Source organism: Ignavibacteriales bacterium, from assembly GCA_016214905.1.
In the GTDB taxonomy this organism is placed as follows: Bacteria; Bacteroidota; Ignavibacteria; order UBA10030; family SZUA-254; genus PNNN01.
In genome coordinates, this window is record JACRMQ010000007.1 from 631,873 (window position 1) to 653,477 (window position 21,605).

Annotated in this window: 14 protein-coding genes; all 14 read left to right on the forward strand. The window is 41.0% G+C overall.

The window, feature by feature from the left end; all coding sequences use genetic code 11:
- Positions 1-19: 19 nt before the first annotated feature.
- Positions 20-568 carry a cytochrome C oxidase subunit II gene (locus tag HZB59_09825; protein MBI5021725.1) on the forward strand — a complete coding sequence of 183 codons (549 nt, stop codon included), beginning with the start codon at positions 20-22 and terminating at the stop codon, positions 566-568.
- 28 nt (positions 569-596) lie between these two features.
- The gene (locus HZB59_09830) at positions 597-2,219 is read left to right on the forward strand and encodes a cbb3-type cytochrome c oxidase subunit I (protein ID MBI5021726.1); all 1,623 of its coding nucleotides are present in this window, start codon (positions 597-599) and stop codon (positions 2,217-2,219) included.
- 563 nt (positions 2,220-2,782) lie between these two features.
- On the forward strand, positions 2,783-2,986 hold the full coding sequence (locus HZB59_09835; GenBank protein MBI5021727.1) for a hypothetical protein: 204 nt from the start codon (positions 2,783-2,785) through the stop codon (positions 2,984-2,986).
- A gap of 348 nt (positions 2,987-3,334) precedes the next feature.
- Positions 3,335-4,201, forward strand: a complete 867-nt coding sequence (locus HZB59_09840) for a hypothetical protein (protein MBI5021728.1) — start codon at positions 3,335-3,337, stop codon at positions 4,199-4,201.
- Positions 4,201-5,160, forward strand: a complete 960-nt coding sequence (locus HZB59_09845) for a nucleotidyl transferase AbiEii/AbiGii toxin family protein (protein ID MBI5021729.1) — start codon at positions 4,201-4,203, stop codon at positions 5,158-5,160. The genes HZB59_09840 and HZB59_09845 overlap by 1 nt, the downstream gene beginning before the upstream one ends.
- A gap of 20 nt (positions 5,161-5,180) precedes the next feature.
- On the forward strand, positions 5,181-7,820 hold the full coding sequence (locus tag HZB59_09850; GenBank protein ID MBI5021730.1) for a DEAD/DEAH box helicase family protein: 2,640 nt from the start codon (positions 5,181-5,183) through the stop codon (positions 7,818-7,820).
- A gap of 36 nt (positions 7,821-7,856) precedes the next feature.
- Positions 7,857-9,134 (forward strand): hypothetical protein, encoded by a 1,278-nt coding sequence (locus HZB59_09855; protein MBI5021731.1) that lies wholly within the window; start codon positions 7,857-7,859, stop codon positions 9,132-9,134.
- Positions 9,131-9,664, forward strand: coding sequence for a hypothetical protein (locus HZB59_09860; GenBank protein ID MBI5021732.1), 534 nt, complete (start codon positions 9,131-9,133; stop codon positions 9,662-9,664). Before HZB59_09855 ends, HZB59_09860 begins: the two co-directional genes overlap by 4 nt.
- The gene (locus HZB59_09865) at positions 9,664-11,091 is read left to right on the forward strand and encodes an SAM-dependent DNA methyltransferase (protein ID MBI5021733.1); all 1,428 of its coding nucleotides are present in this window, start codon (positions 9,664-9,666) and stop codon (positions 11,089-11,091) included. The genes HZB59_09860 and HZB59_09865 overlap by 1 nt, the downstream gene beginning before the upstream one ends.
- Complete coding sequence (locus HZB59_09870) at positions 11,072-12,658, forward strand: restriction endonuclease subunit S (protein ID MBI5021734.1); 1,587 nt, start codon at positions 11,072-11,074, stop codon at positions 12,656-12,658. The genes HZB59_09865 and HZB59_09870 overlap by 20 nt, the downstream gene beginning before the upstream one ends.
- A gap of 34 nt (positions 12,659-12,692) precedes the next feature.
- The gene (locus HZB59_09875; protein MBI5021735.1) at positions 12,693-13,097 is read left to right on the forward strand and encodes an HNH endonuclease; all 405 of its coding nucleotides are present in this window, start codon (positions 12,693-12,695) and stop codon (positions 13,095-13,097) included.
- 175 nt (positions 13,098-13,272) lie between these two features.
- Entirely contained in the window at positions 13,273-14,343 is a 1,071-nt protein-coding gene (locus HZB59_09880; protein MBI5021736.1) for a helix-turn-helix domain-containing protein, read from the forward strand.
- Entirely contained in the window at positions 14,318-14,809 is a 492-nt protein-coding gene (locus tag HZB59_09885) for a DUF3368 domain-containing protein (protein ID MBI5021737.1), read from the forward strand. Before HZB59_09880 ends, HZB59_09885 begins: the two co-directional genes overlap by 26 nt.
- A gap of 54 nt (positions 14,810-14,863) precedes the next feature.
- Positions 14,864-21,067 carry a hypothetical protein gene (locus HZB59_09890; protein MBI5021738.1) on the forward strand — a complete coding sequence of 2,068 codons (6,204 nt, stop codon included), beginning with the start codon at positions 14,864-14,866 and terminating at the stop codon, positions 21,065-21,067.
- Positions 21,068-21,605: the final 538 nt, after the last annotated feature.

Below are 21,605 nucleotides of genomic sequence, written 5' to 3' on the forward strand. Positions count from 1 at the left end.
ATTTAAGAAAGGATAAACAATGATCGACTCAAAAACTGTATTGTTAGGACAAACAATAGCCTACACCCTTTATGTCCTTGCTATCATGTTGGTGGTGGGCTGGTTTGCCTATAAGGTTACAAGAGATAAAGGTACCAATCAAATTAAACCGGCTCTTTTTTATTCATTCGTCGGATTACTTGTTGTCATCGGTGTCTCGTTGCATATCGCTACGCATGAAACTATACCATGGAAACCGATGGATCTGAATCGGGCGGAGATTCAGGCGGATCGGGAATTCAACATCTCGGTTGCAGACCACAAGTTCTTGCTTCCTTCGGAAAAGTTAATGATCAAAACAAACGAAAAGGTGAGATTCAATGTAACTTCAAATGATCTGACATACGGTTTCGGATTGTTCCGAAAAGATAATTCGATGGTCTTCCAAATGCAGGTAATTCCCGGACACAATAACGATATCCTCTGGCAATTCGACCGCGCGGGTGTTTATTCAATCCGCTCGACAGAATATTCCGGCTGGAAGGGGATTACCATGATCGTCCGTGACGCAGTTGAAGTAACCGATTAAATTTCCATAAACGAAAGAGAGAATGAATATGAGCTTTATACAAACATTTATAAACGGCGAGCAAGGTTTATTTAAGCCGAACACCCTTACGCCGATGCAGAAGCTTGCATTACGATTCGTCGTTGTGGGCTTGCTTTATTACGGTTTGGCTGTTGTCGAAGGAATGATCATGCGTTTATACGAGGTCGCTCCTTTTTCACTCGTTTCAAACGAACAGTTCTTTGCCATACTAACCGCACATCCGTTAGTTGGAATTTTTGGCTCGACATATTCCATAGTTTTCGGAGCGTTCTTATTCCTCGTTCCGTTTCTTATGAAAAAACCATTATGGAGTATCAAACTTGGCAATTGGACATTGTGGTTAATTGCCGTGGGAACTTTTCTTTTCTGGTTCTCCGGGTTCGTTTCGCACTACAGTCCGCTCTACACACTTTACTGGCCCCTGCCGGCAGACTTCACTCAGTTCAGTGTGGTTGGTGGAATATTCTTCATCCTCGGTATTGCGATAGTGATGGTGGGTACTATTTTCTTCGTCATAAATATCTTCAAGACAATAACCTATACTCCACAAGGATGGGAAAAACAAAATGGCGGCGCCTTGCTGAAATCGGCGCTTGGCTTGACAGGACTAGGAAATCTTTTTTCTAAAAAGAAGAAGGAACATTTAGTCTCTTTACCGGTTGCCGCTATTGCAAGAGGCACAGTCGATACGGCATTCAACGCAGGCATCATCGTTTTCACCGGTGTGCTGATTCTCGTTTATATGGTTGCGGAGCTTTTTGGAGTCAGTTTAAAACATTCGGCAGTTGATGCACTGCTTTATAAAAACTGGTTCTGGTGGGGACTTGACCTCATTGCCGATGGATTAGTATTAATATTTGTTGCCGGTACGTGGTATTTACTTGCGACGATGATTACCGGAAAAAAACTTTTCATGGAGAATGTTGCGCGTGCCGCATTGTTCGTTGAGATGGTTGTCTCGTGGACAGTTTGGTCACATCATTTGATGTCCGATCAGGCACAACCGGGTATTCTAAAAATTGTTTCCGGTGAGATGGTAACCGCATTTGAACTTATTACGCAAGGTCTGGCATTTTTCATAACGCTTGTAACTCTCTGGAGTGCGAGACCGCTCAAAATGACTCATCCGTTAAAATTCTTGCTCGGCGGATTATTGGGATTTGCCTTAGCAGTTCCTGCCGGGATTATGCAGGCAGATTTGGGCTTGAATAGAATTCTCCATAACACGCAATGGATCGTAGGTCCACACGTGCATGTTGCAATATTAGTTGGTCTGACAATGACATTATATTCCGCGATCTATTTGTTATTACCGATTCTCACGAACGGCGCAAAATTGTACAGCGATAAACTTGCAAGCTTCCATTTCTGGGCGCACCTGATCGGGGGAATCGGGATGGGCGCTTTTATGGGCATGGCGGGATTGCAGGGAATGCTGCGGCGGACAATTTATTTTGAAGGTGAATTTACTCGTTATATGATTCTCGCGGCTCTTTCGGGTTCATTGCTGTTGATTGCATTCCTCGCGTTTTTCTATAACATAGTTATGACGGTGGGATTGAACGGAGTAATAGGAATCTTTTCTCCATCGAAATTAAAAACGAAGGATTTGATTCCGGCAAGTAAATAGTTATTCTTTAAATTGTAAAGCCCATTCTGATGAATATTCAGGGTGGGCTTTAGTATTTGTGAGAATAAGAAGCCTAGGGTGGAGATGTATAAGTAATAAATGTTATTTTGTTTTGATATTGATTTTTGCACCCTTGTTGAAGGCTGATGAAACACTCAATGCACAATCCCAAAAATATCAAGTTGTATTTCAGTGATACCCTGTTAAAAAGAAGCCGAAGATTTATCTCGGGGTCACAAATAAATAAGCCGAATCTTTTCAGAATCGGCATTCAGTGTAGCGGGGGCGTGCGTTGCAGATGATAGAAAGATAATCTCATTACCGGAAGAGCTATTTCTCTATCCAATTCTGGAAAATGTGCATTAACTCCTATATGAAACAGTAATATTTCTTTGTGTCATTTATAATTAAGCTAACCATACTCTGCCTATTGATGGGGTTTAGAGGTTTTTCCATATCTCTATTACGTTCTGATAATTTACGCTCGTTGAGGATTTGCTTTTTCTCAAGTTACGCAGCCATTCGCTCGCGACTGTCCCACGATTGAAGAGAGAAGAAAACTCATGGACAGAATAATTCGCGGGACAGAAAATCGTCGCTCGCTCATAGACGGTTGCGGAATGTTACACGGGCTATGCCCTCGTTCCGCTTCTTCGCTCCGCGAACGGTGCGGAACATCGAGAAGTCCGCAATGCGTGCGATCGAATCGTGAGCAAAAAAAGCTCACGTTCGCCCTCACTGCGGACTTCCCGCGCAACAAAATGTGATATTTTTCTACACCTAGCTACCCTCTAAAAGAATAGTTATACTAGTAGAATTGTCTTTTGGTCCCGAGCTATTGTCCATAAAAAGATCTGCCCGTTGATATCGATCTTCCTACCGCATAAAAAACAACAGGAAATATTTCTTCCGGCTTCTTCGATTTTATTAAAAAATTTAATGTCTTTGTTCTCTTGCATTTCCCCTTTTGATGTGTTATATCAACGGCACATAAACGCTATTAGTGCCATTAATATATTTGGGATATTGAAATTTGAATCCAGTTTTTCACAATCCTACTTGCTTTCTTCTCTAATACCTCGTATATTTGTACGATAATATTGAGTAATTAGCAAGTGAATACTTGTAGATTACCTGTAAATCTCAGCAATTTTTACGATATTTACGAGATAATGGCAATAGACGAAAAAGACATACGAGTATTTTTTGAATCTCATCCTGTTTTCACTATAGACGAACTCCGAGAATTTTATTCGCTTTCGGATAACAGTCGAGAAGCTTCCGATATAATCCTCTACAATAAGAGGATGGAACGAATAGGAAGGATAAGGGATGGTTTATACTTTTCCGTTCGACCAGGTCAAAACACTCAGCACACATCGGTCGATCCATATTTAGTTGCATCAAAGCTTGCACCCGACGCAGTGCTTGCCTTTCACACAGCGCTTGACCTTTTGGGTTTTGGCCACAGCATCTTCAACACTTATTACTATTTCTCAAATCGGTTCCGTCCGGCATTTCGGTTCCAGAATGGACATTTCCGTGCTGTCGTAACTCCCGAGAAACTGCAAAAGAAATCACAGGTAAACTTCGGTACAGAAAAAGTTGAACGCCTTGGTATGAAGTTTCTTGTCACAGGGAAAGAGCGAACACTCGTGGAAGCTCTTGAGCGGCCGCAGTGTTGTGGTGGCTTTGAGGAAATGTACCGCTCGTTAGAAAAAATACCATATCTGCAACCGGATGTCATCCTCGGCTATCTTCAACTCCGTGAGCAAAAAAATCTATACGCTCGAGTGGGATTCTTTCTAGAACAACACCGAAACGATTTTCATGTTGAAGAATCATTCCTTGAGAAGTTACGCCGAAATGTTTCTACACAACCTGTGTACTGGGTTACAACTCGTAAGGGAGGTGTTCTTGCGAAAAGGTGGAATTTGATCGTACCCGAAGCGGTTATGCATCGCAAGTGGGAGGAGTTCTGATGTTTTCTAAGGAGTATCTTACAAAGCTTTCTAATAAGTCCGGGTTTCGCCCTGATAGTTTACAAAAACAAATGACGCTTCTTGATCTATTGCGAGAAATAAACAGACATCCGCTTCTCAGTAAACAATTTGCCCTGAAAGGTGGTACCGCCATAAATCTTTTCTGGTTTCAGTTGCCGCGTCTCTCGGTGGATATTGATCTTAATTATGTTGGCAGTCCGGATCGGGAAACGATGCTTAGGGATCGTACCCAATTAGAAAAGGAAGTTAAAAAACTCATTCAATCACGCGGTATCTCAGTTGAGAATGCTCCTGCAGAACATGCTGGTGCCAAATGGCGTCTGCGAGCGCCCAATGCTTTCGGTAGCAATTTTACACTCGAAGTTGATCTCAATTTCATTATGCGAGTTCCAGTGTGGGGTTTGGAGATGATGAAGCCGTATCCCTTAGATGAAGATTATCTGTTCAATTGTAACATTGTATCGTTTGAAGAGTTATTCGCTGGTAAAATCAAGGCATTGTTTGATCGTTCAGCATCAAGGGATTTGTATGATGTGTATAAATTGTCCCAAAGTTCGATAACATACGATGCGGATAAGTTAAGAAAAAATTTGATCCTGTTTGGTGTCACATGTAATGATGATTGGAGAAAGAAAGATTTTCGGACTATTGATGATGTGAATCAGAAAATGATAGATGAGCTACTTAGCCCGCTTCTCAGAGCCACCGAGTTGGTTGATCTTGATAATATAAAGAAAGTCTCGAAAGTATTTCTTTCCACTCTTATGGATTATAATAAGAGCGAACATCTCTTCATGAACCGTTTCTTGGATGAAGGAATATATGAACCCGAACTCCTTTTTACTGATGTTAATCAATCCGAACGATTGAAGAATCATCCTGCTGTCTTGTGGAAATTACAGAATCATCGAAAACATTTGGGTCTTGATAGGAAATAACGAATATCATCTAACTTTTTATGTCTGAACGTCATACACGAAAAACCCTGATTGACCCACTTCTCGAAGAAGCCGGATGGAGTGTTGTGGCTTCGAAGGATGGTTTGGATTATCGTAAATATTCGAACCATGCTCTCGAAGAATTCCCGACTGCCAACGGTCCTGCTGATTATGCTCTCGTTCAAAATGGTGAGATCGTGGGTATAGTGGAAGCAAAGAAAGAGGAACTCAGTCCACAGAATGTTTTAAACCAAGCAAAACGCTATGCACTCGGTGTTGAACAGAGTTCGTTTGATTTCAATGGCTATCGTGTGCCGTTTCTCTATTCCACTAATGGTCGTCAAATATGGTTCGAAGATATTAGAAGAATTGGTAGCCGTTCGAGAGAGATTAAAAATTTTCACACACCTGATGCCTTGCAAGAATTATTGCAGAAGGATGATCAGGGTGCTCGTGTGTGGCTTCAAGGTAATCATATTCCTGATGATTTCTTGAGACCATATCAAATAAAAGCCATCCAAAAAATTGAAGAAGCACTTCTTGTAAACAGACGCCGTATGCTCGTGGCAATGGCAACTGGTACAGGGAAGACACTCACGACAATATCTCTTCTTTATCAACTATTGAAATCTGGATACGCTAAGCGCATCTTATTCCTTGTTGATCGCCGCGCCTTGGCTGCGCAAGCTGTAAGTGCAATGGCAGCATTCGAAGCAGAACCCGGAATCAAGTTCGATAGAGCATATGAAGTGTACAGCCAGCGGTTTCAAAGAGAAGATCTTGACGAAGACGTTAAATTCGATCCAAAAGTTTTGCCGAATCATTATCTCACTGACCCCGATCCCGGCCATGCGTTCATTTATGTTTGTACAGTACAGCGCATGCAAATCAATCTGTTTGGTAAAAGTTCTGTTTTCGGTTCCGGCGATATTGATGTGGATGAAGAAGCTGAAAAACTCCATATCCCGATCCATGCATTCGATTGTATCATTGCCGATGAATGTCATCGGGGATATACATCGGCGGAAGAAAGTAGATGGCGCGAGGTGCTCGATCATTTCGATGCTGTTAAAATCGGGCTTACTGCTACACCGGCTGCTCACACAAAAGCGTATTTCACAGATGTTGTTTATCGCTACGATTATGAGCAAGCTGTGCGGGAGGGATTTCTTGTAGACTATGATTCTGTACGCATCCATTCCGATGTCCGTATAAAAGGAATCTTTCTACAGGAAGGGGAAGAAGTAAAACTAAAGGATCCTCAAACTGGTCAAATGTCGCTTGATATCCTTGAGGATGAGCGAGAATTTGATCCTACTGATATTGAAAAGAAAATTACATCAACCGATTCTAATCGTAAGATTGTGAACGAGTTTGCAAAATACGCTCATGAGCAGGAACAGAAACTTGGAAGATTTCCGAAAACATTAATCTTTGCTCAAAACGATTTACCGCATACTTCACACGCCGACCAGCTTGTTTCAATGCTCCGTGATGAATTTAATCGTGGCGATGATTTTGTCCAGAAGATCACTGGCTCTCCTACTGTTGATAGACCTCTGCAGTTGCTCAGAAAGTTTCGGAACCGCCCAGAGCCGGGGATCGTTGTCACGGTCGATATGCTTTCTACTGGTGTTGATGTTCCGAAGATTGAAAACATTGTCTTTATTCGTCCGGTGAAATCTCGTATACTCTTCGAGCAAATGATGGGGAGAGGAACACGTAAATGCGACGAGATCAACAAATCTAATTTCACTGTGTTCGATACGCTTGGTGTATTGGAATACTTTGCGAAAGCAAGTGCCTTTACAATTGATCCACCAGAGAAACCAACCCGCACTCTCCGTGAGATCATCGATGATATTTATAACAACAAAGACTCAGATTATAATGTCAAAGTTCTTATCAGGCGATTCCAGCGGATTCATAAAAACGTCACCTCCGAGGGTCGCCGGGAACTTGCCAAGTTTATTCCGAATGGTGATATCGGTGCTTTCGCCAAAGATTTGCCGCGCAAGTTAAAGCATGAGTGGACAAATACAATGAACTTTCTGAAAAATAGTGAGTTTATCGAACTGTTGGAGAACTATCCTCGTGCAAAACCTGTCTTCATCATTGATGATGTTACTGAGGATACTGTCACATCTGAAGTATTAATAAGAGGCAAGTACAAACCTGTGGATTATATTCAAGCTTTTACCAAGTTTGTGAAAGAGAATGTTGCCACGTATGAGGCGCTCGGTATCTTGCTTAACCGTCCAAAGGATTTCAAAACGGAGCTGCTATACCAGATACGAAAGACACTTGAAACTCAGCCGGAACAGTTCACCGAGAAAAATCTTCGTAAAGCGTATCAACACGAATTGGCTGATATCATCTCGATCATCAAACACGCCGCGAAAAATGAACCTCTGTTGTCTGCTCAAGAGCGTGTTGACCAAGCAATTACAAAGATTAAACACCGACACCAATTCACGCCTGAGCAGGAGGGCTGGCTAAAACTGATTCGTGACCATCTTGCTCAAAATCTCTTGATTGATGAAAGGGATTTCAAAGTGATTCCCTTCTCTCGACGTGGTTCATGGAAAGTTGCTGATAAGGTATTTGAAGGGAAACTCAAAGAGTTATTGAAAGAAATTAATGAAGCGATGGTAGCATAAGAATCTGCATACATTAACAAAATAAGGACTGTTAAAATGACAGAATTACAATCAGATTATGTTCTAGTTCCACCTGGAAAAGAACCAAGTGAAAGAATTATAACTTTAATTAAAGATTTTAGAACACAGATAGAAATTCTCGAGGTTAAGAACGCACAACAAATCCAATTGTTCCAGGATGGAAAGAACGATGCCTATTATATTGACACGCACATTCTTTCAAGTGTGGTTGGAGATTTTCTAGATTACGCCGCTTCTCTTGATCCAGAAGAACAAGAAGAAATTAAAGCCAATAGAAATCTACAATCAATCCACAAAGCATTCTTGAGGATGCAGGATGATGCTAAAAAAGGTCGTCAGTTCAATGACATAATTGTTGAGTTCCTTCCTACAGGAACCAAAGCTGATAAACCATTGAAGATTTTTGGAGGACAACATAGATCTAAATCTATCGAGGAAGCAGTAAAAAGTGGAATCGAACGTTATCATGGTTTTCGAGTTTATTTTGGATTGACGGTTCACCAGCGAAGTGACATTGCTCAGGTATCTAATACCAACATAAGCGTACCGATCGATCTTTTTGATAGGATGCAAGAAACACTAATTGGACCGGAATTACGAAATTGGTGTCGAAAAATTGGTTTGTTAGGTACTAAAGATGATTTCGCTGAAAGAAAAAATTCAGAAGGTATAATTACTGCAAGGATGGCTAGAACCTTTGTTGTCAACTATATCATTGGGAAAGAAATCAAAGGTGTTTCAATGAACAAACCCTTTGAGAATCTAGTAGGTAATGATGCAAATGAAAAATATATTTCTCTTTCCCAAGATCAAAGACAGCAATATTTTAACGATCCTGATTTACTGGCCGCTGGCAAGCAATTTGCTTTATTACATAAGACTCAAATGGAACGTGTGAAGAGTGACACGGAGCTATCTAAAATTAACGAATTCAAGACAAAGGCACTTACTCCTAGTGTTTTATCTGCCTGGTTTTTTTGTTCGGGTTTACTTCAAAGAGATAAGAAGAAATTGGAAAAATTATATCAACTTCCCTTGAAATCAAAGGGAAAGAATCCACTTGCTGTGAAGGAAATGTCTGAATATAAACATCAATCGGATCCCAAAACCTATCGAGGATTAGGTACTCGAACTGAAAAGAAGGAGAGAGGAAAGTTGATTGAATTATTTTTACTCTATTCTGATAAGCAAGAACCTAAAATAACAACTCCTCTTATCGATGCTGCAGTCACAAACTATTTGTCGTACATACTGATTGAAGAGCGAAAGAAAAAAGCGGCTAAAATAAAATGAAAGCTAAAAAGATGAGTATCGTAAAATTAGTTTTCGACCTTATTGAAGATAGTAATTATTTTCTCAAAGAAGCTGAAAAGTTAGAGAATAATTCTTCGGTCCAGCAACGATTCCTAAGAGCATCCCTCCTGAGTGTTTGGTCTGGATTTGAAGGTTGGATTAATAAGACTTGTTCTGATTTAGCAAAAACGATTACTGATATTACCGTGCATGAAAAAGGTTTCTTAGTCGAAAAAAGGATTGAGATGAAGAACGGTTTATTCGTGTTGACAAACTCTGATAAATATGAAACCATAGAGAATAAGGTCGATTATTTGCTTAGGAATTTTGGAAACCGTAGGCTCGATAAGTCAAATAAACATTGGCAAAACTTTAAATTTGTCAAAGAATTACGTGATTCCATTGTTCATCCTAAGAAAATTAATCCACCGCATTTATCGATTTCAAACGTACGTTTAGCTATAGAAACTATTAAATATTATTTACAGTTGCTCTCGATAAGGATTTACAAAACTAAACTTGAGATATAATAATTATGCCTGACGTCGTCCAAAAACTCTGGGGATTCTGTAATACGCTCCGTCATGATGGAATCGGTTATGGCGATTACATCGAACAGCTTACGTATCTCCTTTTTCTAAAACTCGCTGACGAAAAAGGTGTCGGCGTTCCAAAAAATTATTCATGGCAGCACCTCAAGAGCTTGTCAGGTACAACACTCACCGATCATTACATCGAGATGCTGAGAAAACTCGGTAAAGAGAAGGGTATTCTCGGCGACATCTTCGCCGGTGCGCTATCCAAGTTCCGTGAACCGGTCAACCTCAAGCGACTTATCTCACTTATAGATGAAACAGAGTGGTCGGAGCTTGATGTCGATCTCAAGGCGGATGCATACGAGGGACTTCTACAAAAGTACGCCGCCGAGCAAAAGGGTGCTGGACAATACTTCACACCTCGTGAAGCGATTCGCTCAATCGTTCGCTGCATGAAACCGGATATCCGTGAGAATCCTGAGTTCAATATCCATGATCCCGCTGCAGGTACAGCCGGATTTCTCATCGGTGCATTCGAGTGGATGATGAAACAAACCAATCAAGGTGCATCATTCACACGTGAAGATCGTATGCGCCTTCTCAAGCGAACATTCTCCGGTATGGATATCGTTCTCGAAACTCGCCGCCTTGCCCTGATGAACCTTTACATTCATGAAGTCGAAGCGCAAATTTATTATGGCGATTCGCTGGCAGAAGGTCCGCATACAAGCAAGAGGTACAATTGTGTTCTCACCAATCCTCCATTCGGCACAAAGGGTGGAGGTGAATCACCCAACAGGGACGACTTCACTGTGAAAACATCCAATAAGCAGCTCAACTTCATACAACATGTGATGCAAATCTTGAAAACCGGTGGACGTGCAGCAATGGTTTTACCTGATAACGTCTTGTTTGAAGATCACGCCGGCAAAGAAGTCAGGCAAATCTGGATGAAAGATTGCGATCTTCATACGATTCTCCGTCTTCCCATCGGTACGTTCACGCCATACTCACCGGGAGTGAAAGCCAATGTTGCCTTCTTCCGAAAAGGATTACTAACCGAAGAAGTGTGGATGTACGATTCACGAACGAATACTGAAAAAATCGCCAAACGTAAGCCGCTCACGGCTGTGTACTTCGAGGATTTCGAGAAGTGCTACGGTAACGATCCAAACGGACATCCCAAATCCAAACGTAAAGAGACGGACCGATTCAAACGCTTTACTCGTAAAGAAATTGAAAAACGAGATGACAACCTCGATATCTTCTGGCTTAGAGATGAGAGTCGCGAAGATAACGAGAACCTCCCTGAGCCTGAAGACCTGATTACAACAGCCATTGACGAGCTTCAATCCGCTGTGGATGAACTGAACGATGTTATGTTAATACTCCAGAACGGCAATGGCAAAAAGAAAGTCTAATACCATTCTGAATCCATCGAAGGCGCGTAAAGAATCTGATTTTACACCACCTAACGGTTTACCACCAGGATGGGCCAATGTTGTTCTCGAAGAGGTCTTGCTTTCAATCGAGAATGGGAATCGTCCAAAAGGTGGGGTTCGAGCATACACTAGCGGTGTACCTAGTATTGGAGGTGAACACTTAAATGATGATGGCGGTTTCAAATTTGATAATATTCGCTACGTTCCGGAGGATTTCTACCAGAAACTTAATAGAGGCAAAATTAAACTTCAGGATGTGCTTATCGTAAAAGATGGAGCAACCACAGGTAAAGCATCTTTCATTAACAGTGATTTCCCTTACAAAAGTGCAGCTGTCAATGAACACGTGTTCATCATTCGTGGATGTCCTCAAGTGATCGACCAACGATATCTGTTTAGGTACCTTTTCTCTAAAGCAGGCCAAGAACAAATCGACAGTAACTTTAAAGGTTCAGCTCAAGGAGGTATAAATTCGACTTTCATATTAAATTTCTTCCTTCCTCTTCCACCTCTCCCGGAGCAAGATCGCATTATTGAGAAGCTTGAGAAGCTGTTAGAGCGAGTCGAACGAGCCAAGGCATCCATCGAGAACGTTCCGAAGATTATCAAACAATTCCGTCAGGCAGTTCTTGCTGCTGCCTGCTCAGGTAAGTTAGTCGAGCAGGATTCTTCTGATGAACCAGCATCTGAGCTGCTCAAGCGCATCCGCATCGAGCGAAGAAAGAAATGGGAAGAAGATCTACATGCTCGCCGAAGCTCAAAGAGCGTAGGCGAGATTATCAAAGGCAAAGATCCGAAGAAATACAAGTACGAAGAGCCAGTGGAACCGGATACATCAGAGTTGCCAGAGTTACCGAATGGGTGGGTGTGGGCATTTCTTGATGATGTTTGTCCATCAATCCAAGACGGAACACATTATTCACCAAAAGTTCAATACAAAGAGCCGGGGAAAGATCGATATCTTTATATCACATCGAAGAACATAAAGGATGAAGGGATTGATCTTACGGATGTTACTTATATAGATACCAAAATTCATGCAGATATATTCAAAAGATGTAATCCGGAGAACGGTGATGTCCTGCTCATAAAAGATGGTGCTATAACTGGTCGAGCGACTATCAACAACTTAGATGAAGAATTCAGCTTGCTTTCAAGTGTTGCATTGCTGAAGACAAATCACCAAATACTAACTCCTAAATATTTACGAAATTACTTGGTGAGCCCGTTAGGATTTAAAATTATAACAGGGCAAGTTACAGGGTCTGCAATTACACGTATTGTTCTCCATAAGATAAAGAGTTCGCCAATATCGATACCACCATTAGCTGAACAGAAGCGCATCGTTGCCAAAGTTGAAGAACTCTTCACCCTTGCCGATACTATCGAAGCATCAGTCAAAAAAGCCCAAGCCAACGCTGAGAGAATTAAACAGTCACTCCTTACAAAAGCATTTCGTGGTGAGTTAGTCGAGCAGGATCCGAATGATGAATCGGCAAGTGTGCTGCTTGAAAGGATACAAGAAGAAAAGAAGAAACAGCAGTAAAATAATCACATAAAGAAGCGAAAAGGTTCACATAATGCCATTTGATGATGAAACCATAGAATTAGTGTTCGAAAAAGCAAATGGAAAATGCCACTACTGTGGTAAGCAGCTATCATGGGCAAATTACGGTCGCCGAGACGCGCGAGGTGGCTGGGAAATTGATCACAGTTTTCCTCGTTCTCGCGGAGGAACTGATCATCTTAATAATCTTGTACCATCGTGCTGGACATGTAACCTGGATAAGAGTAATACTTCGAGTAAACAATTCAAACGATATGCTGAACCATTGAAACGAGATCGCAAAAAGAAAAGAATAGAAAAAACGGTAACCGAGATCCTTGGTATAGCTGCTATCGGAGCGCTTCTCATAATAGGAGCTAAGATGCTCTCCAACTGGCTCGACAAGAGCAATCAGTCTGATAACCCTCCGAATCCATAAATAGATTTGTACCTACTCACACCCCTGTTCCGAAGTATTTCGGGAAAGATATTCATTATTTTTCTCTCCCTTTTTTGAATATAGTTGCGCACACTTGTCTTTTTCGGCACGTCTTTGTTCAGTTGACAAAATGTAATATTTTTCGTATATTGTCAACCAGAGAAATGGAGAATTTATGATTGGTATTCGAATTAAACAAGCTCGGTTAGCAGCGGGCTTTTCCTTACGAGAATTGGCAGAAAAGACGGATAATTATATAAGTGCACAAGTTATACATAAGTATGAACTTGGTAAATCTATGCCCGGCTCCGATGTGTTGCTTAAATTAACAAAAGCGTTAGGAGTAAAGATGGAATTTTTCTTTCGTCCTTTAACTCAAAATGTATCACTTAGTTTACCTGCATATCGAAAACGTGCAACGGCTTCGGTTAAACATCTTCAATCCGTTCAATCCCATGCAAAAGATTGGGTCGAAAAATACCTAGAAGTTGAATCACTCTTCTCCGATCATCGGGTTTTAAAAGTATCTTTACCCAAAGAACAAGATCGATTTATATCTAAGTTGGTGGATGTAGAACATTTAACTAAAGAACTGAGAAAACATTGGAAACTTGGGATTGATCCTATCGAACATCTAACTGAAGTTCTTGAAGATAGAGGAGTGAAGGTTGTCATGCTGGAAGGCGAGGATGATTTTGACGGTCTATCTTGCTGGGCAAATGACGAAATCCCCGTAATTGTTGTGAAGAAAAATCAAACTTCCGATAGATTACGTTTCAGTATCGCTCACGAACTTGGCCATCTGCTTATGAAATTATCATCGTCTGTTAATCCGGAGAAAGCTTCAGACCGTTTTGCAGGTTCCTTTCTTGTCCCCGAAGAAGCCGTCCGGCTTGAACTTGGGGAATCGAGAAATAAACTCAGTGTTTTTGAACTAAGGTCGATTAGAAAAAAGTATGGTATGAGCATTCAGGCATGGATATACAGAGCAAAGGATGTAGGTGTCATCACTGAAAATTATGCGACGTCAATTTTTCGATTATTTAAAAAATTAGGTATCCATACCAAGGAACTTGGAGATCAGCTTCCTTCCGAGCAACCAAAACGTTATGAACGTTTAGTCATTCAGGCTGTTGAAGAAGGATTGTTATCCCCAGCCCGTGCAGCTGAGTTGCTTGGCATATCACTTAACGAATTCCGAAAAAATCTTAAGGGTGGCTTTGAAAGATCCGACACTAGTTCTTGACACAAGTATATGTGTCGATCTTTCCAATGGGAAGCTGCTCGAAATTGCATTGCAGCTACACTATACATTTCTTTTACCAGATGTCATCGCTGGTGAGTTAATGGATCCACAGGGAGAAGACTTGCTGAAGATAGGTTATAAGGTAATTAATCTTGCACCCGAACAAATCGGTTACATCGAAATATTAAATCAAAAATACAGTCAGCCTTCGAGAGCCGATTTATTTGCGCTTGCATCAGCAAAATATCTCTCGTGTATTTTGCTGACAGGAGATCAATCACTTCGTAAAGCTGCAGACACAGAATCAGTAGAAGTTCATGGAATATTATGGTTGTTAGACAAACTTGTATTTGGCAAGCTAATCACTGCGGATTTTGCTTCCCATTCACTTAATAATATAATCGAAAGCGGAAGCTGGTTACCCAAAAAAGAAATCGAAACGCGATTGAAGAAATGGAAAAAATAATGCTGTTAAAATTCTCGCTTGAAATTAATCAAGTTAAATTATTATTAATAGATTTTGAGATCAAACATCGTGCGTGACGATTTTTCACAATCAGTGAAGGAATTACTTGCTAAGCGAGTTAATTATCTTTGCTCAAATCCGAAGTGTTTGAGACAAACTTTAGGACCACATTCCGATCAATCAAAATTTGTTAGTGTTGGAGTAGCGGCTCACATTACTGCAGCAGCACCAGGTGGAAAAAGATATGATCGGTCGCTCTCTAAAAAAGAGAGAATGAGTTCGAGGAATGGTATCTGGCTCTGCACAGATTGCGCAAAAATAATTGACACTGATGAGGTTGCATACCCAGTGGATCTCTTGCAAACATGGAAAAGAAGCGCAGAGACTTTAGCATCGAAGGCTTTCCAAAGCGGGTTTTCAATTGCGAGTGAGGGGTCGTCATTGTCGCTATTGTACTCAATTAATGCTGATAACCAAGAATTAGTATCCCAAATTAATACGATTACTGAAAAAGAATTGGAAGATCAACGTCAATCTTGGCGTGAAGGAAAAAGAGAAGACGCTCAACTATGGATATCTTCAGTTAAAACAAACGATACAATATGGTTAGCTCTGCCAGGCGAAACTAAAGGCAAAATTCTGAATTTTGAAGCAGCTATCGGTCTTGATAGTATGAGTGACATCAATCATGTCCAAATATTAATCAACCAAGCAGGACAAATCGCACCTTCTGTAAATCAAGTCCGTCTACGAGCGATGCTTACATACAAAATGTCCGGTCCAATTGATGCAATCAAACTTCTTGACGAACAGACGGACATCGATGGACTTAATCTAAAAGCAGCTTTATATCTTGAAACTGGAGAAATACAAAAGTGCGAAGAAATATTCGTCTGCGATGGTGGATTGGATGCACTTACAAAGCAAAAACCCAACGCAGAGGTGTTCAGAATTCGTGCGCTTCTACATCTTGTAAAACGTGAGATTGATCTATCTCGACTCGCGATTCGAAAAGCATTGGAGCTTCAACCCAAGTGGGAAAGTATCAGAATTACTGCAGCTCTGATAAACTATTTCTGTGTTATTGTTCCTGCCGCACTTCCTGCACGACTCATGCCTTGGCCTGAGCCTGTCGATTGGCGAGCTCTTAAACGTGATAACGATAGCGTTAGATATCTCCGCGAGGCAACAGAGACCTTCAAAGAGCTCATTGAATCTCATAGGAACAATCTCGAAATACGCCAAACATTCGAATCATGGTTTATTGCTTGTCTATTAAATGATGCTATGCGGCAAGACGAAGCGATAGCGTGCTGCCAGAATTTCTTAAAAGATGATCCTGCTCACTATCGAATAGTTGCTTGGGTAACTTCTCGTAACTTGGATATAGACCTTCGACCGTCGATACATACTCTTGAGAATCTTATTAGAAGAAAGAATGCTACAGCCATTCATGTTGTTATTCTCGTTAGTTGCTATTTGATAAAAAAACGTTCGACCAAGGCTATTAAATTGCTTCAACAGCAAAAGAATATCTTTCTCCAACAGAAAGGTAAAGAGCTTTGGCACTTCTGGAACGTTCAATCTTATGTAGTTGGAGAAGATATCAAAGGTGCCGCACGTGCCATAAAGGAGTGCTCGACAGAGATCAATACACAATCGCTGGAAGAGATGATTCTGCATGCCCAATTCATAAAGGATGGAAAGCCGGAACCATTAATCGAATATCTCGAATCAATTCACAGGAAAACTAACGATCCAATATATTTGCTTGAAGCGTGTGAAGTAATGGCTCAGGGGGGCAATTGGAAATATGTATCCGAGCGCGCTGACATACTAATTAAGGAAGTTCAAAGTATTCAAGCGGTGAGGTTAACAGCTATATCGACACTAAATAATGGTGACCCAGGAACTTGTCTGAAGATCATTGATGATCACATCCATATTTTCCCCGACCGTCAACTCCCAAGTGATCTCCGTCGAGTCAGAATCCAAGCGACACGAGCTCTCGGTTTGTTGCCAGATGCCTTAGCCGAAGCTGAAAAACTTGCTCACGATGATTCATCTACAACAAATATTCTCAATTGTGCTCAATTGTATTTCGAAACTGGTGACTTGAAAGGTCTCGCGACTAATGCGAGACTGCTTATTGATCGTACAGATGTCACTTCTGAACAATTATTGAATTTGGTACGGTTAGTTAATTTGGGGGACCATAATTTAGCATGTGCACTATGGCGAAAAGCTATGAATAATGGAATCCCTGATTCTACTGTTTCTCTGGCTTTTGGGCTTGCATTTCAGCTTGGGCTCGAAAAGGAAATTGGTTCACTTCATAAGCGAATGGCTGACCTCAGTCATTCTAGTCGTCATGGTGTTAAAATGTTTTCTCTCGATGATTTAATTTCCCTTATAAAGAATCAGCGAGAGCATACTGAAAAAATAGAAGACGCTTACAATAATGGGATTGCACCAATACACCTTATTGTTGAGCTAGCCAATAAGACACTTGTGGAGCTTTATCATTGGTCTTTGACTAAGCGTGAACAAGCACGCGATCCTCAATATCAATCATATCTCTTAGCGCGTCATGGAGGCAAACTACTAATGAATTGTTTCCCCCAGGAAGCTCCTTCATGGAACCTCCACTTAGACATTACAAGTATTCTACTCGCAGAGCACTTGGGTATATTTGATTTCATTGAAAAATCATTTACTCCAATTATGATTCCAATGGAAACGATACCTGCACTTCTTTATATGCAAGAGCGGATGAAATACCATCAACCTAGTCGATTGGAGGAATTTCGAGCTATCCTTAATATGATTGAGATGCAAAAGATTTTTGTAATTGAGGATCGACTTAAAGAAGAATATGAGAATCATTCTCTTATAGAAGAGATGGGTATGGACTGGGTCTCCCTGCTTGAGAACGCACGGATAAAGAATGGTTATCTCGTCGATTTTCTTCCACTTATAAAAAATGATCGGAGTGGTCCTCCCAGTGCTCTTTCCCGTGAAATGAGTCAATTGATCCTTGATAAACGTGCCGTTATAGAATCACTATACAAATTTGGTCCTTTGACAAGCGACAATTATAAGCATGCACTCGAAGCAAATGGCTATTCGAAAGATAATGAGTGTAACGGTCAAGTGCCCACGCAGGGAAAGAATCTACTTTTCCATTTCAATACAATTGAAGGATTTTCTAGCTCTGGAATGCTTGATGCTCTATGTGAACGATTCACTGTCTACATTGAAAAGAATGAACTAGACCATATTAAAGCAGAGCTAGATTCTAATCAACAAACAACAGAGGTATTCCACTGGTTGGGTGTTTTGATTGACCGACTTCGAAGTGGTGTAGATAAGAATGTCTATTCAATTCTTCCTGCTGTTCAATCAGATAAGAAAAGTGAAGATATCGGTAATGATCTTGAGAGTAAGTGTCTCAGATCCTTATTTCAATACAAGGTTGCACCAGGGGACGTGATATGGTCAGATGATCGTTTCATGAACAGTTATGCCCATCGTGATGGGGCACCAATAGTCGGAGTAAACGAAATATTAAAAGGACTTGTCGCAGCCGGGTCTATCAATGAGGATGTTTACTATGAGAAGATAAGTCGGCTACGTGCTGGAAATGTCCTATTTGTTCCAGTACTAACCGAAGAAATTCTATATCATATACGACACGCACATGTTCATGAGGGAACCCTTGTCGAGACCGATGATCTCATAATACTTCGACGTTACATCTCCTACTGTTTATCAAAAGGTCACCTTCTCCAGCGTCAGCCAATGCAGGAAAATGCACCGAACAGAGACGGTGAGATTGCTTTTATCATAAGTCTAGGTCGTGCCTTAAATGAAGCGCTTGTTGAGATTTGGTGGGACGAAAATGAAGAAGAGAGAATTCTGCTTGCAAGGTCAGAATGGGTTCTGAACAATCTACTTATGAATCACCTCGCCATTTTTGAACAGACGGGCTTACATAAACCTGAGCACGATGACCTCTTCATTACGGCACTTAGTCTTTCAATTCTCTTGACCCACGCCATCCAGTTCAAAATTAAGTCTTCATCGCTAAAAGAAACTCCGCGTCAAAAGTACTTTCGGTGGTTATACCACCGCGTTCTTCGGATGCGATTCGAAGCCGATCCGCACCTTCCAGAAATTGTTGCAAATCAAATCAACAAGACACTGCAATCAATGCCTATCAAAAGCGCTGATCCGCAGACTATCAGTGCAGAATTGTTCATCCTGCAATCCTATTTTCATGATCTCCCCGAACCAATTCGTGAAGCACTTTCGAAGGATCATGACTTCATGGAGAGTATTGGATTGAAATATGGTCCACTTGTAACAGTAGCAGAACATTCATTTGAAGCCCAGACATTTTACAGTGCTGTTTTGGAGGCAATTAATGGGAGAGAAGTAATAGCATCAACGACTCATCCTGAAAAGAGAGATATTACCTTTATGCCAATGTTGGAGGGCAGATCTGATGGTTTTTGCATCATAAACCCTTCTACAAATGAAAGACTTCAGGTTGTAGAGGAGACAATTGGAATACTCCGAGATTCTATAAACGAACAACAGACTTTTCTAAAACAACATCGATCTTGGTTCGATGTTGATGAAGAAACATACACAAAAATCTCTACTGAGATTCTTTCAATTCGAGATGCTCGAGGAAGGATGGATGAGATCCAATCATGGCGTGATAGAAGTATGAGCGTTCATTACCAAACCATCACATCAAAAATAAGAAAGACTTCTCAGATCAATTTACAGCAACTAGATCCACCAACAGCTGAAGGTATTCTTGGGTATCTACGTATTCCTTTGTCCGCAGGACCAGGGGCAGAGTTCAAACGTGCATTAGAGATTGCTGCAACATTGTTGATCGCAGAAGAAGGCCTTTCTGAGGCGATAAAGCGACTTTTTGCTTTGCCTGTTCCATTACCAGATGCTCTTTTAGATGCTGTCACACAACTTTCCCGGGAAAAACGTCGATCTCTAATCAAAAGAATATTGAGAACTTCACCATCACCCGTGTCGAGAATTCATTTAATTCGTATTATCTCGGATTGTCTTACGGATTCACCATCTTATCTATATCTGTTACGTCGAATTGTCAGAGGGTTGCTAAGTGATGAGGGAAAAGAATGCTTTGGAGCGTTTTCAAGTGTTCTGAAATACTTCAATGAAGAATTTACTCATTCAAATAAATTTACGAAAATACCTTATCATATTCGGTTGGCAGCTTGCTGGGCGCACTCGAACCAAATTTTTTCGATATTCGTTTTCGAGGGAACACCGATAAAATGGATAGAAGAAACCTTTTCAATCTCGCGGCAACGGTTGCCTTCTGATGTCTTCAAGCGAGATCCTGAGTATTGGTTCAATATTATCCACCCCCGACGAATCAATAGGCTAGGATTCCTACTTTCAGGTATTGGATATTCGTTCGGACAAAATGCTTTACACATAGTCAATGAGCATATACTAGGTATAATTACTGAGGTAGCCTTTCCTGTTATCAATGGTAAACCATTCCCGTCTCATGAGATTTTGCTTGATCCTTCTCTCTTTAATGATTCGGTGAATTCATTTCTTAGCGGCGATCGCGGTGAGAAACTGGCGCCATTGCTTGGCAACGACTTGGCCGACATGCTCAGCAAAGCATCACTTGAAACCTCGACTCTTGATGTGGTCAAGTCTCTTATCGAGCGACAAACCGATTTCTCACTTTGGGCATTATTACACGCGTTGATCGGTGAGTTGCCTCCCCCGAAGGAGGTCGCGGAACATTTGAAATCCTTGATGCGAAAAAGTGACTTGCTCGAGATCTACCATTCTAATGTCGAAGCTGGACAGTTCGCAGTGCTTATGTTAACCCAACAGTTGATCAATCTTAAGGATGAAGGATTGCGTCAGAGGTTTCGCAGTCAACTGATTGCGTTGACAAAATATCTTGCAGACAATCTTTCTACTACCAAGATATCAAGGCAAGACGAATACCCAAACAAAATACAATATGTTCTTGTTAAGTCTGCATTCAATATTTCGGTTGCAGTAGAGCCACCCAGAGATTCGGTAGAAGGGTTTCAGGCTTTACTGACTGACCTCGTGAAAGCATGGCCAGCAATGATCCCTGCATGCAGTACTCTCGTTAATCGGTTTTGTGAGGAATTACCTATCGTCGAGGCAAAAAAGCTTTATCACTTGCTTGTTCGAATTCGATTGCACTGATGAGAATTTGGTTTTACGGAATCAAACAGAGTTGATTTGAGCTAACTAATTCACTCCTTCGGTTACGTTTCATATTCAAGCCGCGCAGCATTTTATATTATAACATTTGATGTGTACTACCCGGGCAGGATGAAACGTAAAGTCTAAACCGCAAACTAAGAGCACACCCATGCTTCAGGCTTTTATTCCCAATTAATTTTTTCAATATAGTTGTGCACACTTGTCTTTTTCGGCTGACGCCTCAAAAGAACAAGAGAGCACTTTATCATAGTCGTCCCGCATCGAAGCGGGACTAATTAACATGAGCGCAAATCCTGCGGTTTTAAAATTTATTATAATATTTTTAGGTTTTTAAAACGCAGGAATTGCTCACTAACTCTTACTAATCCCCATTTCTATTGACTTAATCCTACCACAACCAAGCCTCCGCAATCATACTGTTATTCAATAAGCCAAAACTAAAATCGGCTTCGCGATTCCATTTCTGAAAGTTTCTCGATAGGGATGGAATCGCTCTTTATTTTGCCTGCATTCACTC

Bases quoted from the DNA above. Each gene is read 5' to 3' on its own strand.
- HZB59_09825 (MBI5021725.1), top strand. From the start codon at position 20: ATGATCGACTCAAAAACTGTATTGTTAGGACAAACAATAGCCTACACC.
- HZB59_09830 (MBI5021726.1), top strand. From the start codon at position 597: ATGAGCTTTATACAAACATTTATAAACGGCGAGCAAGGTTTATTTAAG.
- HZB59_09835 (MBI5021727.1), top strand. From the start codon at position 2,783: ATGGACAGAATAATTCGCGGGACAGAAAATCGTCGCTCGCTCATAGAC.
- HZB59_09845 (MBI5021729.1), top strand. From the start codon at position 4,201: ATGTTTTCTAAGGAGTATCTTACAAAGCTTTCTAATAAGTCCGGGTTT.
- HZB59_09850 (MBI5021730.1), top strand. From the start codon at position 5,181: ATGTCTGAACGTCATACACGAAAAACCCTGATTGACCCACTTCTCGAA.
- HZB59_09855 (MBI5021731.1), top strand. From the start codon at position 7,857: ATGACAGAATTACAATCAGATTATGTTCTAGTTCCACCTGGAAAAGAA.
- HZB59_09860 (MBI5021732.1), top strand. From the start codon at position 9,131: ATGAAAGCTAAAAAGATGAGTATCGTAAAATTAGTTTTCGACCTTATT.
- HZB59_09870 (MBI5021734.1), top strand. From the start codon at position 11,072: ATGGCAAAAAGAAAGTCTAATACCATTCTGAATCCATCGAAGGCGCGT.
- HZB59_09875 (MBI5021735.1), top strand. From the start codon at position 12,693: ATGCCATTTGATGATGAAACCATAGAATTAGTGTTCGAAAAAGCAAAT.
- HZB59_09880 (MBI5021736.1), top strand. From the start codon at position 13,273: ATGATTGGTATTCGAATTAAACAAGCTCGGTTAGCAGCGGGCTTTTCC.